The 14,269-nt window shown below is 72.4% G+C and carries 10 protein-coding genes and 2 pseudogenes; 5 read left to right on the forward strand and 7 right to left on the reverse strand.

What is annotated here, in order from left to right; all coding sequences use genetic code 11:
- Positions 1-128 (forward strand): annotated as a pseudogene (locus ACF1BN_RS31790) (class E sortase); the annotation flags it as partial.
- Here ACF1BN_RS31790 and ACF1BN_RS31795 read toward each other — a convergent pair.
- From ACF1BN_RS31795 to ACF1BN_RS31805, 3 genes are all read right to left on the reverse strand, one after another.
- Positions 118-825, reverse strand: a complete 708-nt coding sequence (locus ACF1BN_RS31795) for a response regulator transcription factor (protein ID WP_392335040.1) — start codon at positions 823-825, stop codon at positions 118-120. The pseudogene ACF1BN_RS31790 and the gene ACF1BN_RS31795 sit on opposite strands and share 11 nt — an antisense overlap.
- A gap of 298 nt (positions 826-1,123) precedes the next feature.
- Positions 1,124-1,621, reverse strand: a complete 498-nt coding sequence (locus tag ACF1BN_RS31800) for a hypothetical protein (protein WP_392335041.1) — start codon at positions 1,619-1,621, stop codon at positions 1,124-1,126.
- A 310-nt stretch (positions 1,622-1,931) separates the two neighbouring features.
- Positions 1,932-2,711: an MHYT domain-containing protein gene (locus ACF1BN_RS31805; RefSeq protein WP_392335042.1), complete on the reverse strand. Its 780-nt coding sequence runs from the start codon at positions 2,709-2,711 to the stop codon at positions 1,932-1,934.
- Positions 2,712-3,094: 383 nt separating this feature from the next.
- Here ACF1BN_RS31805 and ACF1BN_RS31810 point away from each other — a divergent pair, with 383 nt between their 5' ends.
- Together ACF1BN_RS31810 and ACF1BN_RS31815 are read left to right on the forward strand one after the other, a co-directional pair.
- Positions 3,095-4,747 carry a PAS domain S-box protein gene (locus ACF1BN_RS31810; RefSeq protein ID WP_392335043.1) on the forward strand — a complete coding sequence of 551 codons (1,653 nt, stop codon included), beginning with the start codon at positions 3,095-3,097 and terminating at the stop codon, positions 4,745-4,747.
- Positions 4,748-5,036: 289 nt separating this feature from the next.
- Positions 5,037-6,332: pseudogene (locus ACF1BN_RS31815) on the forward strand (PAS domain-containing protein); the annotation flags it as partial.
- Between the two features lie 496 nt (positions 6,333-6,828).
- Here the strand turns inward: ACF1BN_RS31815 and ACF1BN_RS31820 are convergent.
- The gene (locus ACF1BN_RS31820) at positions 6,829-7,758 is read right to left on the reverse strand and encodes an AraC family transcriptional regulator (protein WP_392335044.1); all 930 of its coding nucleotides are present in this window, start codon (positions 7,756-7,758) and stop codon (positions 6,829-6,831) included.
- A gap of 110 nt (positions 7,759-7,868) precedes the next feature.
- On the opposite strand from ACF1BN_RS31820, the gene ACF1BN_RS31825 reads away from it, so the two are divergent.
- Positions 7,869-8,549, forward strand: a complete 681-nt coding sequence (locus ACF1BN_RS31825) for an NAD(P)H oxidoreductase (protein ID WP_392335045.1) — start codon at positions 7,869-7,871, stop codon at positions 8,547-8,549.
- 108 nt (positions 8,550-8,657) lie between these two features.
- Here the strand turns inward: ACF1BN_RS31825 and ACF1BN_RS31830 are convergent, their stop codons facing one another.
- The gene (locus ACF1BN_RS31830; RefSeq protein WP_392335046.1) at positions 8,658-11,555 is read right to left on the reverse strand and encodes a BTAD domain-containing putative transcriptional regulator; all 2,898 of its coding nucleotides are present in this window, start codon (positions 11,553-11,555) and stop codon (positions 8,658-8,660) included.
- Between the two features lie 616 nt (positions 11,556-12,171).
- Here ACF1BN_RS31830 and ACF1BN_RS31835 point away from each other — a divergent pair.
- Positions 12,172-12,606: a hypothetical protein gene (locus ACF1BN_RS31835; RefSeq protein WP_392335047.1), complete on the forward strand. Its 435-nt coding sequence runs from the start codon at positions 12,172-12,174 to the stop codon at positions 12,604-12,606.
- A 33-nt stretch (positions 12,607-12,639) separates the two neighbouring features.
- Here ACF1BN_RS31835 and ACF1BN_RS31840 read toward each other — a convergent pair whose 3' ends face one another.
- Together ACF1BN_RS31840 and ACF1BN_RS31845 are read right to left on the reverse strand one after the other, a co-directional pair.
- On the reverse strand, positions 12,640-13,296 hold the full coding sequence (locus ACF1BN_RS31840; protein ID WP_392335048.1) for a hypothetical protein: 657 nt from the start codon (positions 13,294-13,296) through the stop codon (positions 12,640-12,642).
- A gap of 184 nt (positions 13,297-13,480) precedes the next feature.
- Entirely contained in the window at positions 13,481-14,218 is a 738-nt protein-coding gene (locus ACF1BN_RS31845; RefSeq protein ID WP_392335138.1) for an ATP-grasp domain-containing protein, read from the reverse strand.
- Positions 14,219-14,269 lie beyond the last annotated feature (51 nt).

Here is a 14,269-nt window from a genome sequence, read left to right on the forward strand (position 1 = left end):
CCGGCCGGTACATCACCCTGACCACCTGCACCCCCGAGTTCACCAGCACCTACCGCATGATCGTCTGGGGAAAGCTGGTCGAGGAACGCCCGCGCGGCAAGGGAAAGCCGGGCGTGCTCACTGGCTGACGGGCCTTCGGCGCGCGGGCTGCGGGGCCTCCAGCTTGATGCCGACGTGCCGGACCGTGTGCAGGTAGCGGGGCTGGGCGGCCGATTCGCCGAGCTTCCGCCGGAGCCACGAGAGGTGCACGTCCACGGTGCGCTCGCCGCGGTACGTCCGCAGCCACACGCGCTTGAAGAGTTCGCCGCGCGGCACCACGACACCGGGCCGCCACGCGAGGAACTCGAGGAGGTCGAACTCCTTGCGGTTCAGGTCGAGGGGGACACCGTCGAGAAACGCCTCGCGCCGCTTCGAGTCGACGACCAGCCCGCCCACCCGGGCGACGTCCGCGGGCACGACTCCCGTCGCCGCTCGCCGCAGCACCGCGGTCAACCTGGCCACGAGGTGGGCGCCGGAGAACGGCCCGGCCAGGAAGTCGTCGGCGCCGCTGCCCAGCGCCCGGACGAGCTCACGCTCGTCCTGTCGGTCCGCGACGGCGACGACGGGGATGTCGGAGACGGTACGCAGCATCTTCAGCATCTCCAGGCCCTCGATGTCGGGCAGGCCGAGGCCGAGCACCATCACGTCGGACGGCTCGTCCAGCACGGCGCGCAGCGCGCCCAGAGCCGTACCGCACTCCCGCACGGTGTACGAGGCCTCCGAGAGGCACATACGGAGGGCGGAGCGAACGGAGGGGTCGTCCAGGACGAGAAGCACCTTTGCCATGCGGGGCACGGTACGCGAGACATATGTCTTCGAGTGTGTGGGGGTGCTGACTCTTCCTTGACAGAACATGGCATATTCTGTCGGACGCGATCGGAAGCGGTCGGGTACGGTCGGGTGACGGAGCCAGAAGGCGACGTCAGAAGGCGAGGGGGAAGAAGAAGGGTGCCCTCGGTCGGTCGACCGATTAAAGATCTTTAAGGCATCGGCAAGGTCGCGTTAACTCCCCACGGCGACCCTGGATCCTAAGATGGCATGAACCACCGGCGGCGCCCCGCGACCGCACGGAACTCCCGGCCGGCTACGGCGCGGGATCGACCGCGGTGTAGAAGACGGAGGAACCCTGCTTGGTGCGGCGGGCGCGACCCTTGGCGACGAGATTCTCCAGAGACGTGCGTACGACCGTGGTCTGGATGTGGCGGTCCCGATGCTGTTCGCTGAGCGCGGTCGTCACCTCGGAAGCGGAACAAGGGGCATCGCTCGCCGCGAGGTGATCGCGGATCAGGTCGACGAGTGTGGCCTTTCCGGCGCCGGAATGGCGGCCGCCCCGGCCACCCTTTCCGGCCCTTCCGGTCTTTCCGCTCTTCTGCCGGGGAACCGTGCGGTCTGATTCCGCGGCGCCGGCCTGGAGTGCTTTCTGGAGATTGAGCAGCACGCCGTGATCGTGCATCAGCTCGTCCAGTTCGGCCGTGAGGCGAGCGACCTCGCCCCGGATGCGCTCCTGCTCCGCCACATTGCGTTCGAGATCTCCGGCGACCTTGCTGTTGTAAGCGGTCGTGAGTTCCGTTTCTCCCGGCATGACTCCCTCTTCGTCGCATGTGGTCGGACGCGTCGAGGGTGTCACGTGAGGGTGCTGTTTCCGAGCGCACCGGGCGGGACGTGACACATGCCTGACGGCTTCGGCCGACGACCACTCTAAGGCATGGGCCTTCCGTCCTGGGTTTTGGTGCGGGGCATGCCGGGGGAGGGGCGCCGGCGACGATTTATTGGTCAGGTGACCAATTTGCGTCTAAGAAATTGTGGGATAAACAACGATGCCCGCTCCGCCGGGGCCGCCACCGGGGAACGGGCATCGTCGCGCGACGGGGAGGGCCGCCGCGCGTCAGGGGTCAGCGGAGGGCGGCGCTCCGCGGGCGTCGGTCGATGTCCGCCTCGTCGTCCCCCAGGATCAGCAGAGGGTCGAACACGACGATCGTTCCGGCCACGATGAGGAACACCAGGGGCGCCACCAGCATCGGCAGGACGACGGCGATGGGCGATCCGGCCCCCGCGGTCTCGGGCACATGGGCGTGGAGCCGTACCGACAGCGCGGCCATGCCCGTGTAGTGCATGCCGGTCACCGCCATCCCCATGACCAGGCTCGCGCCGATCGCCGCCGACAGGCCCCGCACAGAGACGGCGGCCCAGAGGGCCGCCGTCGCCGCCACCACCGCGATCGTCACCGAAGCGGCAACCGTCGGCAGGTCGTAGTCGAGGCTGCCGCCCATCCGTATGGCGGCCATGCCGGTGTAGTGCATCCCGGCCACGCCCAGACCGGTGAAGAGGCCGGCGGTCAGCAGCACGGGAGGACGGGTACCGCGGTAGGCGACTGCTCCGACTCCTACGCCGACGGAGACCACCGCGAACAACAGGCTCGCCAGCGTCAGCGGTCCGTCGTAGTCGATTCCGGTCTCCCGCACCGTGAATCCGAGCATTCCGATGAAGTGCATGGTCCAGATCCCGCACGCGATGGAGACGGCGCCCAGAAAGAGCCAGCCGGGCATCCTCCGTCCGCTCCGTACCGACCGGACCGTGCATCGGAGTCCCAGCGCGGAACCGAGGCAGGCCATGATGTAGCCCGCCAGCGGGGTGATCAGCCCATAACTGAATCCGTCGATCGTGCCATGCATGAATTTCCCCTGGGCGTTCATGAGAGGTGTGGGTCGGAACTCGCGAGATCCCGGCGGACTCTACCTGACATATGTGTCTCGGAAACCGCACATGACACCGCACCTCTGGTGCCACAGCGCTTCTTCCTTAAAGAAGTCCTAAGCCCATGTTTCCCGGCACCTGGAGCGGATCTCCTCGTGCTTCCATGTGACGGCGGCACAGACCATACGACCGGCGGTGCGGAGGTGCCCGAAAGCGGCCCCCTGAAGTCGAGGCGGTAAGCGGCAGGCCGCCGGAAAGGCGGCGCGGCCACCGGGTACGGGGGCAGAAGACTCCCCCTCCATCCTTCCTGCCGGAGAAGCGGGATTCCACAGCCGGCGCGAAAGGCGGGAAGAGAACAGCGGTGAACTTCGACAGCAGCCCAGCGGTGTTTTCCTCCGGCGCGGCGACGGGCTTCGCAGCCCTTCACCACGCCGTGGTGGACTTCGTCCCCGACGCCGTCCTGGTCATCGACGACAACGGCACCGTGGTCAGGGCCAACGCGGCCGCGGCGGCCCTCTTCGGCTACGACCGGTGGACGGTCGAGGGGCGCGGAGTCCTGGACTTCCTGCCGTCCTTCGACTGGAACCTCATGCGCGGGTCCGAAGACACCGGACGACCGGGCGGCATTCCCGCGCGCCGGCTCCGCACCACGGCCAGGACCTCCGAAGGCGGAACCTTCCCCGCCGAGATCAGCACGGTACGGGTGGACCGCCGCACCCCGCACGACGCCCTCCCCCAAGAGTCCTCTCTCGTCGTCTCGCTCCGCGACGTCACGGAGGCCGAGGAGGCGCGGGCCGTCCTCCTTCGCTCCCTGCTCCAGGCGGAAGCGGTCCTGCGGACCACCGGCGATGCGCTCATCGGCATCGACGCCGAGGGCCGGATCGACCTGGTCAACCCGGCCGCGGCCCGCCTGCTCGGGGGCCGGGCCTCGGACCTCGGCGGTTGCGAACTGCTCTCCCGCCTGGTCCCGGTCGGGCCCACAGGCGACCCCGTGAACGCCGAGCACGCACCTCTGGCCCAGGCCCTCAGAACCGGACACCCCAGCCGGCTCACCGGCCTGGAACTGGAGCCCGCCGACGGCGCCCGCCTCACCGCCGACATCACCGTCCGCCCCGTCATGGACGACGGCAGGACGGTCGGCACGGTCGTCGCGCTCAGCGACCGTCGCCCGTACCAGCGGATGGCCGACGAGTACGTCGCCGCGCGGAACCGCGGCCTGAGGGAACACCGGACCGAACTCGAACAGCAGCGACAACTGACCGACCGGGCCGTCGAACACACCCGCGAGCTCGCCGACTTCCTCTCCGGCCCGCTGACGGGTGCGCTGCACCACCTCCACGCCCAGCTGACGCGGCTCGCCGACGACAGCTCACGCCCCCTGTGGCCCGAGGCCACCACCAGCCTGGAGGCCCTGGCGGCCGACCTGCGTACGGTCATGGCCCTCGTGACCGACCGTGCCGGGTGGTATCCCCAGGACAGCGCGCCGACGGGACCGCGGCGGCGCACCGTGCTCGTCGACGACGTGGTGCAGGCGGGGGTGCGGGCCGCGACGTCCTTCACGAGTCCGAGCCGGGTGCAGTTCTCCGTCCACGCCCCGAGGTTCGCCGTCCACGTGGATCCCGACGACATCTCGACCGCCGTCGCACGGCTCATCGCGGATGTCGTCCACGCCGGCGACGAGCAGGCCGACTCCGGGCCGCACCACGTGTTCGTCGCGGCCCTCCATCAGCACGGTCTGCTGCGCATCGAGGTGCGCGGCCCCTGCGGCGGGGGTGCGCGGGAGCACTTCGACGTCGTGCAGGGCATCGCCGCGGCCCACGGAGGCACGCTGCGCACCCACCGGGCGGCCGGTGTCAGCGGCAGCACCTATGTTCTCGAACTGCCCTCGGCCCTCCAGGACGAGGCCGCGGCGGACGCCGCCCCGGGCGACACCTCCTCGGCGGCCCTCCGGCCGACGGGGCGACACCGCTCGTCCGGCTCCGTGCCGGCCCTCACCGAGCGGTTGCCCACCTGACCAGGGATGTGTCTCAGCCCTGCCTGATCATGGCATGAAGGAATCCTTAAGAAGTGCCTTTCGGCAGTCTTGGTCCTCACATATGCCATCACCAGGTGGTTAGGTTTCCACCACCCGATCCCATGTCCCACGGGCCGCCGCTCACCGCACCGGTTCCCGGCGTCCGACGCACCGGTCCGGCCCCGTCCTCCGCACCGGGTGGAGCCGGGCGGCCCCTCCGCCCGGTGCGGCACACCCCCTCCGGTCCCCACCGGTGACCTTGACCCAAGCCCGGAAAGGAAACGTCGCCATGGTCCTTCCCCTCTCCCGAGGCGCCGCTCGCCTCGCGGCCGTACTCGACGCCCTGCCCGACGGTCTCGTGCTCGTCAACCGCGACGGCACGGTCGTCAACGCCAACACCATCGCGCTCGGCATGTTCGAGTCCCCGGGCACCGCGCTGGTCGGGCGCGGCCTGCTCGATCTGCTGCCGATGTTCGACTCGCGCCTGATCCCCGGCTCCATGCGTCTGCCGGACCCGGACGACGAGCGGGGCCGCACCAAGCCGATGCGGATGATCGCCCGCCGGACCGACGGCGGCGAGTTCCCGGTCGAGGTGACGAGCGCCGGCCTGGAGGACGGGCGGGAATCGTACGACTCGCACAGCGGCCACAGCGGCGACGAGCTGCTGATACTCGTCGTCCGCGATCTGACCGGCACCCTCGACACCGAGGCGGAGCTGGCCCGCTCGCGGCGGCAGACCGAGATGATCCTGCGGGCCGCCTCCGAGGGCGTGGTGGGGACGGACACCGACGGCCGGGTCGTCCTCGTGAACCCCGCCTTCGCTCAGATCCTCGGCTACCGCACCGAGGAGCTCGACGGTGCCGCACTGCATCCCCTGGTTCTCGCGCGTCGCGCCGACGGCACGCCGTTCCCGTACGAGGAGTCCCCGCTCGCCGACACGCTCAAGTCCGGCCGCAAGCACCGGGTGCGCGGCCAGGTGCTGTGGTCGAAGGCCGGCGCCCGCGTACCGGTCGACCTGACGACCGCTCCGGTGCGGGACGGCGACCGGCTCGTCGGCGCCGTGATGACCTTCACCGACCGTAGGCCGCACGAGGAACTGGTCGCCCGGTACGAGGCCGAGCTCGCCGAACACGCGCGGCGGTACGCGGCCCTCGCGGCCCGGTACGCCGAGTTGACCGCCGTACTCCCCGAGCCCCGGTCCGCAGGCCCGGACCCGCTCGCGCAAGGCACCGTCGAACCCCTGGCGCGGCCCGGCGATCCGGCCGCCGTCACCCGGCACCCCACCACCCTGGGCACCGTCATGTCCGCCGGGATCGACAAGGCCACGGCCCTCACCGGCCTGCACCGCAGGCAGTTCGCCGTGCACGCCCCACCCGTGGTCGTCACGCTCGACCCCGATCGCGCGTCGACCGCCCTGGCCCACCTGATCGCCGACGCGTCCGGGGTCACGTCCACGGGCACGGTCCGCCCGCGGTCCCAGCCCTCTCCCCGGACGGACACCACCGTCGTCATCACGGCTTCACCCCGCGCCGACCACCTGCGCATCGAGATCAGCGGCCCTCGCGCCGTCAACGACCCCACGCACGTCCTCATCGCGCGCGGGATCGTCGACGCGCACGGCGGAGACCTCGCCGTTCGGCACCACCCCCGAGGCTCCGGACTGACCTACGTCGTCCAGCTCCCCCACACCCCGCTGCCGCCTCTCCTGCCGGCCGCCGCGCGTGCCTCGGCCTCGACGCCCATGGCCCCACCCGCCCTGTCGGCCCCGGTGCGGACGGCCCCGTCCGTTCTGTCGGCCGCTCCGTCTTCGGCCCTGCCCGTCTCCTCGTCCCCGGTCCGCGTGCCGGTCGCGGGCTCCTGGATCATCGGCGCGGCGGTCGACGCGCGCCGGGACCGCGCGGCCGCCCGCACCCGCCCCTACGCCACCCCGCAGCGCCCGCGGATCGCCTCGGACGGAGAGCAGCAGCGCCTCGCCGACCTCCTCGCCAGGATCAGGCAACGCCCCGCCTGATGGCGCCGGGAGGAGGCGACGGCGCGTTGAACGGCACCACCGTGCCGCGCGCGGTCGGCGGGGTCGTGACTCACGCCGCCGTGGTGCGGAACGTGCTGGGGCTGAGGCCCTTGTGGCGTTTGAAGGCGGCGCTGAAGCCGAAGGCGTCGGCGTAGCCCACGGTCCTGGCGATCCTGGCGATGCTGAGGTCGGTGTCGGCCAGGAGGGCGGCGGCGTCGTCCATGCGGCACTCGGTGAGGTAAGCCAGGGGTGGACGGCCCATCAGCTCGGTGAAGCGCCGGGCGAACAGCGCCCGGGAGACGCCGGACTGGGCGGCCAGTGACGCGACCGTCCAGCTCTCGGCCGGGCGTCTGTGGAAGGCGTGCAGGGCGGGGGAGAGGACCGGGTCGGAGAGGCCGCGGTACCAGCCGGGCGCGTCGTCGCGCGCCCGGTCGAACCAGGTGCGCAGTGTGCAGACGAGGGCCCAGTCGAGGAGCCGGTCCATCATCGCCTGGGAGCCGGCGGAGAGCCGGGCCGCGTCGGCGGCGGAGTCCTCCAGCCAGGCGCAGACCTCGGCGTCCTCGGCGACGACCAGGACGGGCGGCAGAGCGCGCAGGAGCCGTTCGTGGCGGTGCCCCGACGCGCGGTAGGCGCCCACGATCAGCGCGGTCGCGCCCTCCGGGCTGTCGCCCCAGTGGATGCCGTCGAGTTCCTGGTCCGCGCACGCGGCGTCGCCGGTGAAGCAGTGGATCTCGTAAGCGGTGTGGGGACGTTGGACGGTGGCCGGCTCGTCCGCCAGACGGAACCGCGCGGGGCCTCGGACGATGGCCGTGTCGCCCGCGCCGATCGCCCGCCGGGTCCCGTCGGACAGCAGCAGCGTGCCGCCGCCGCGCAGCACGCTGATCATGGTGAGGGGAGCGGCGTCGGCGAAGGTGATGCTCCACGGCGCTTTCAGGACGGCATGGCTGACGACCGAGCCCTCGGCCCGGATGCCGCTCAGGAGCGAGCTCAGAGGATCCATGGCGCCAGCGTAGACGATCTCCTATGTTGCGGAGATTTTCTCCCATGGATCATCTACGGCGCCGCCGTTGTACTGGACCCACTGCACCGATCGAGCCCTCGGGAGACACCGTGCCGCAGCCCAGCAGTGACACCAGGACGGCCCTCGTCGTCGTCGCGCACCACCGCAGCGATTCCCTCACCGCCCACACCGCCCGCCGCGCGGCCGCCCGGCTGGAGGCGGCCGGGTACCGCGTCGACCTGCTCGACCTGCACGCCGAGGGCTTCGACCCGCGGATGAACGTGGAGGACCAGCCGGACTGGGGCAACCGGGAGAAGCCGTACTCGGAGGAGACGCACGCCCACATGCGGCGGATCCTCGACGCGGACGTCGTCGTCGCCGTCTTCCCGGTGTACTGGCAGAGCGTGCCCGCCGTCCTCAAGGGATGGATCGACCGGGTGTGGAACTACGGCTTCGCCTACGGTCGCAGCAAGCCCCGTCTGGCGGGCAAGCGCATGCTGTGGCTGGCCCTGGCCGGCGCCACCGCCGACGACCCCCTCGCGGAGTCCATGCACGCCGCCCTGGAGGCCAACCTGAGCGACGGCATCGCCTACTACTGCGGCTTCTCCCGCTCCACCGTGGGCCTCCTCCTGAACGCGGAGGAGCGGCCGCAGCGCATCGACGCCGAGGGCAACCTGCTGGTCGGCGATGCGGCCGCCGGTGCCGAACGGGAGGCGCAGTACGCCGACTTCGACCGTCGGGCGGAGAAGTTCGTGGACGAGTTCCTCTCCGACGAACTCGTCGCCGTCTGACCGTCCCCGGATCGCGCGGGCCGACCCCCCGGCCGTACGTACGGGGCCTGGCGGCCCGGCCCGGCGACCCGGGAGGCCCGCGAGGTCCGGTGCCGCCGCCGGCGGCCGTCAGCGGCCGGCTCTGGAGCGGGTGTGCGTGTCCTGCACGGTCTGGAACTCGCGTTCGGCCTGACGCCAGCGCCCCGTCGCCAGATAGGCGTGGCCGAGCCGGGTGCGGATGTCCATCTCCAGCCAGTCGTAACTGGGTTCGGTGAGGCGGGAGAGCGAGGCGTGCCGTCGCAGCGCCTGATGGTGCAGGGCGACCGCGGCCTCCGGGTCGCCGTCGGCCTGCTCCGCCGTACCCAGCCGGGTCAGGCTGCGGGCACAGAGGAAGAAGTCGCTGACCTGGTCGACCAGGACGACCGCCGCCCGCAGGTGGTGCTTGGCCTGTGCGAACTGCCCGAGCCGGAGGTGGGCGTCGGCGGCGCAGCTCAGCGCCCGGCCCAGCATGCGGGGGCGGCCGATGGCCTCCGCGTGGGCGAGGGCGTCGCTGAAGCAGGCCAGTGCCCGCTCGTTCTGGCGGTCGAAGTGGTACGACAGTCCCTGGACGACCAGGGCGGTCGCCGCGACCCAGTCGCTGCCGACGCGTCTGGCGAGGGCGAGGCCTTCCTCCGTGTGACGGATGGCGGATCCCGCGTCGCCCAGGCTCAGGGCCCTCGCACCCATGGCGGTACGGGTCCGGCTCTGCTCATGGGTGTCGGGACGGTCCGCGAGGAGTTTCAGGGCCTGTTCCAGGCAGGTGCGGGCCCGCTCGTACCGGCGCTGGTGGATCGCCGTGTAGCCGAGGCAGTTCCACAGGGCGGGCCGCATCCGCGCGTCCGTCGCCCCGTCCACGTGGGCCAGGGCGGTCTCCAAGGCCGTCTCGGCCTCGTGGTAGCGGCCCTGCCGGACGAAGTAGTCGGTCTGGGCCTCGGCCAGCCAGCAGGCGTGATCGGCGTCCCCCAGGCTCGCGGCGTGGCCGACGACGTCGGCCAGTTCGCTCCCTGCCGTGTCCAGCCAGGCCTGGGCCTCCTGCCACCCCGCGAACGGACCCGCCGGGGGCGGAGGACCGGTCGGGAAGCCGTCGACACCCCAGTCGCTGGCCATCCGGGCGGCGTCCAGATGGAGCCGGAGCGCGGCGCGGGCGTCCGTGGTCTCGCCGGGGTTCCCCGTCGCGAGCCGCCGCGCATGGGCCCGGACGAGGTCGTGCAGTCGGTAGCGGCCGGGCCGGGGCTGCTGGACCAGGCTGGTGTCGACGAGTTCCTCCAGCAACACCTCGGTCGCCGCGCCGGGAAGGCCCAGCATGGCCGCCGGTGTCAGCACGTCGAACTCCACGGTGGGGGTCGCCCCCAGGGCCCGGAAGGCGCGCCGTTGTCCGGGCGGCAGATGGTCGTAGGACATCTGGAACGCCGCCTCCACGCTGCGGTCCCCGGCGCTCAGCTGCCCCAGCCGGTCGTCGCCCGTCATCCGCCCCACCAGATGCTCCACGGTCCAGCCGGCCCGGTTCTGCAGCCGTGAACCGGCCAGGCGGAGGGCGAGCGGGAGTCCGTCGCACAGCGAGGCCAGCCGCCGGATCGCCTCGGGCTCCTGGCGCGACCGCTGTGCCCCGATGATGTCGGCGAGCATCGACACCGAGTCGTCCGCCTCCAGCGGTTCCAGGGTGACCCGCAGATCCGCGTCCAGCCCCGCGAGGCGGCGGCGGCCCGCCACCAGGACCCGGCTGCCCGAGCCCGCGGGCAACAGTGGCCGTACCTGATCGGCGTCCAGAGCGTCGTCCACGACCATCAGCAGCCGCAGCCCGCTGGTGGCCGTCCGCCAGACGGAGACCAGCTCGTCCAGTTCGCCGGGGAGTTCACCTGTCTCGGTGCTCAGCGCGCGCAGCAGCCGTTGCAGGGCCCGCACGGGCGTCTGCCGTCCCTGAGCGCTGTGGGCCCGTAGATCCACGAACAGGCAACCGTCCGGAAACCCGCCGCCCAGCTCGCGGGCCGCGCGTACGACGAGTGCCGACTTGCCCACGCCCGCGGGTCCGTCGACGGTGCGGACGGTCACGGCCCCGGGGGTCGCGGCCCCCGTCAGCCTTGCGAGTTCGGCCTCCCGCCCGATCAGGCGGCCCGCGTCGCCGGGCAGCTCGTTGACGACGCGGCGGGCGGGCGCCGGCGAGCAGGGCAGGGCCGTCGCATTCCCGCGCAGGACTGGCGCTTCCCCGCGCAGGGCCGTCGCATCCCCGCGCAGGATCGCCTCGTGCACCCGGCTGAGCCCGTCCCCGGGGCTGGCGCCCAGTTCGGTGCGCAGGAGTCGGCTCAGGTCCGCGAAGACGGTGAGGGCCTCGCCCTGGCGGCCGCTGCCGTACAGAGCCCGCATCCGCAGCGCCGCGAGCGGCTCGTCGTAAGGGCCGGTCGCGCACAGTTCGGCGAGATCGTCGAGGACCTCGCCGTACCTGCCCAGGTCGACCAGGCACTCCAGTCGCTGTACGCGGGCCTCGCGCCGCCGGTTCAGCATCCGTTCGCGCTCCTGCCGGGCGAACGGCCCGGGCAGCCCGGCCAGTGGCTCGCCGTCGAACAGCGCCAGTGCGCGCGCCAGTTGCTCGGCGGCACCGGCCGGGTCGCCGGCCGTCCTCGCCCGCCGGGCGGTGTCGGCGCGTTCGGCGAGATCCGTCAGATCGAGTGTGAAACGGTCGGAGGACAGGCGGTATCCGCCCCGTTCCCCGAGGATCAGCGACTTCCCCGGTTCGCCGCCCGCGAGCTCCAGATCCTGGCGCAGCGCGTACACATAGCTGGGCAGGACGCTCCGGCCGCTCTTCGGAGGATCGTCGCCCCAGACCGAATCGAGCAGTTGCTCCGGGGTGACCAGGGCGCCGGGGCGCAGCGCGAGCGCGACCAGCACCGCCTGCCGGCGGACCGGCCCGAGCGGCAGCCGGACGTCCTCGTGCCAGAGCCGTACCGGCCCGAGCAGCACGAGCCGGAACGGTCGCGGCTGTTGCGCCCCCACGTGTCGCCTCCGCTTCCCGTCATCGGAATTTCATCGGCATTGCAGCGGCTTCCGCGACGCTCGCGCAAGTGCCCCGCCGAGTCCCGGCCATCCGGGAACGCCGTTCCGGGCACGGACGGCGGGCGGTGTGCCCGGACACCGTTCGGGCCGTCCGTCCGTCGAGGTGCCGAGTTGGAGGGACAGAGACATGGCTGCCGAATCGACGCCGCCGGTACCGCCGTCGGACCAGGGCGGGATCCTGCTGGTCCCGGACCGTCCCGCCGGGCGGGGCGGTGTGGTGTACGTCTGCCTGGACGACGGGTTTCCCGGTGGCTTCCCGATCGGCCGGGCGATCCGGGAGGACGACGGTTCCTGGTGTGCTTACGCCCGCTCCCGCCCGGGCCGGATCTTCGCCGACGACCGCGTGGCCACCGGCCTGCCCGACCTGCGGGCGGCTGTCCGGGAGGTCCTCGCACACGCCCGCCACACCGGTCCGGAGTCCGCCGGCCTCCCCGCCCCCGCGGTCCCGCAGCGGCGTCGCGCGGCGCCCCGGCCGGGCGGTCGCGGCCGGCGGCCCGGGCCGTCACCGGATGGGATATCTTGAACGTGTTCAAAGTGTCGAGTTGTGGGGGCGACCATGCGGTTCACCGCGCGAGATCTTGTCCATCCGTGGCAGTTCGGCCTGGCCGCGTGCGCCGTGGTCGTCCCGCTGATACCGGTCGTCGCCTCGGGGTCACCTTTCTTCGTGTTCCCCTTCGTCGTCGTGACCGCGGCACTGACCGCCGTACCGCTGGTCCTCTGCGCCCGGCCCGCCGCCTTCGGACCGGCCGCCGGGATCGTCGCGGCGGTGCTGCTGCCGTGGTCGCTGTGCGGCTCCTGGGTCGGGATGCTCGTCTTCGCCCCGTCGGCCCCGCTCCTGATCCTCTCGGCGTTCTCGGACCCGGGACGACACCCGAAGACCGCCAGGCTCCTGGCGGGGGCCGGCGTCCTGCTGGCAGTGGGAGCGACGCTGTTCTGGTGGACCAGTGGGCTCCTGAGTCCTCTCCCCGGGGACGGTCCGGGTGTCGGTTGACGGGCCCCGCGTGCGGGCCCTTCGGGAGCCCGGTCAGGCCGAGGCGTCCCACTGGTCGCAGTACTCGATGTGCAGTTCGCGCGCGTTTCCGAGGATGCCGGCGTCCGCGTACAGCTGCGAGCAGTAGTGCGTGTTCCGGTGGCGGTCGGGGGTGTGCGGGGGGCCGTTCCGGGACACGTCGAGGAAGTGCCGCGCGGTTTCCCGGAAGACCTTCGCGCTGCCGGTCATGAACAGCGTCTCCGCGTGAAGGTGCTCGTGGAACAGGTCGCGGTTCTCCCGGTGGTGACGGGCCCCGTGGTCGACGGCGGGAGCGTCCGCCTCCGCCTCGCGCAGGCTCACGGTCTGAGGGCGGCCCGGGCCGAGACGGCGACGCACCTGCTTCCAGTCCGAAGCCGCGAACTGGAGGGAATGGTGCAGGAGTACGAGGTCGAGCGGCGCCCCGAATCCATCCGGCACCGCGCGGGCCGACAGGGCGCTGGCCCGCAGGGGCACGTGGATCAGCGAGCGGGGTGACCGGGCGGCGAGCAGCCAGAGCTCGGCGATGCTCCGGGCGGCGTGCTCGTCGACGTAGGCGCCCAGGTACCGGTCGTGGTCGAGGAGCACCGCACGGGCCGGCGGCTCGGCGGGGCGGATGACCCGGAACTCTTCGGCTCCCTTGCGGGCCCTGTGGATGAGGACGCGCAGTCCCATGTCTCTCCATTGCCGTACGGCGGACGATTTGCCGGATCTTTCGCGAGTCGCAGCCCATCATGACTCTTGGCGCGAGCACCACAGGTTTTCGGAGAGCCGGGACCAAGGCCGCGAGGCGGCCCGGCGGGGCACGCCGGGCCTGCGGCGGGGTGGGCGGGACGCGGCGCGGGCCGGGCGGCGCGGGTCAGCGTCGTTCGAACGCCCTGTCACCTGGTCGCACGTGCTCGCGCGGTCCCGCCGCCCGCAGGACCACGTCCAGCACTCGCGCCGGGTCGGCCGCGTAGGCGTGCGAGAACCACGCCATGTTGGCCTCCACCACGGCCCAGCGGTGGCCCGGGCGATAGGGGTCCAGCAGTTGCCCGACGTCCACGACGACCGCACTCGGCAGCGTGCTCCCGGCTTCGGCGGTGAGCCCGTCGACGAACTCCGAGATCTGCGCGGCGACGACCCGGTCCGCGCGATCGGCGCCGAGCGGGCGGGGGTCGAGGCGGCCGAACACCGCGTACCGGCTCGCCGTGACGATCCGGCCGTCCAGCAGGAACAGCCGGTACTCGGCCGCGAAGGTCACCACGTCGGAGAGCAGCACCGGCGCCGCCGGGTCCAGCGTGCCGGGCAGCCGGGAGCCGTCGTCGTAGACCTCGGCGGGAAAGGACTTCTCACGGGGCGGCTTGACGAACGTCGGCCGGTCGATCGCCCACGCGTCCGCGACGGTCCCCGCCCGGACCCGGCGTCCGGTGAACTCCTCCGGCAGCTCGGCGAGCCATCCGTCCGACGGCTCCAGCAGCGCGAACCCGAGGCGGCCGGCCAGTCGCGCACCCGCGATCGGGCCCCCGTACCAGTACGCGGGACCGGCCAGGCCGGGCTCCTCCGCCGCCCTGACCGGCATCCCCCGGCCCGCCGCCTCGACGGCCAGCAGTTCCATCGTCGACGTCCGCCGCCCGGGCATGACCAGCACCGCGTACCCTCCCCTGTA

Source organism: Streptomyces sp. NPDC014861, assembly GCF_043081625.1.
Taxonomy (GTDB): Bacteria; Actinomycetota; Actinomycetes; order Streptomycetales; family Streptomycetaceae; genus Streptomyces.

What these genes read in the sequence shown, in the direction of transcription:
- ACF1BN_RS31840 (WP_392335048.1), bottom strand. Translation starts at nt 13,296, where the DNA reads ATGGGACTGCGCGTCCTCATCCACAGGGCCCGCAAGGGAGCCGAAGAG.
- ACF1BN_RS31795 (WP_392335040.1), bottom strand. Translation starts at nt 825, where the DNA reads ATGGCAAAGGTGCTTCTCGTCCTGGACGACCCCTCCGTTCGCTCCGCC.
- ACF1BN_RS31845 (WP_392335138.1), bottom strand. Translation starts at nt 14,218, where the DNA reads ATGGAACTGCTGGCCGTCGAGGCGGCGGGCCGGGGGATGCCGGTCAGG.
- ACF1BN_RS31820 (WP_392335044.1), bottom strand. Translation starts at nt 7,758, where the DNA reads ATGGATCCTCTGAGCTCGCTCCTGAGCGGCATCCGGGCCGAGGGCTCG.
- ACF1BN_RS31835 (WP_392335047.1), top strand. Translation starts at nt 12,172, where the DNA reads ATGCGGTTCACCGCGCGAGATCTTGTCCATCCGTGGCAGTTCGGCCTG.
- ACF1BN_RS31800 (WP_392335041.1), bottom strand. Translation starts at nt 1,621, where the DNA reads ATGCCGGGAGAAACGGAACTCACGACCGCTTACAACAGCAAGGTCGCC.
- ACF1BN_RS31805 (WP_392335042.1), bottom strand. Translation starts at nt 2,711, where the DNA reads ATGCATGGCACGATCGACGGATTCAGTTATGGGCTGATCACCCCGCTG.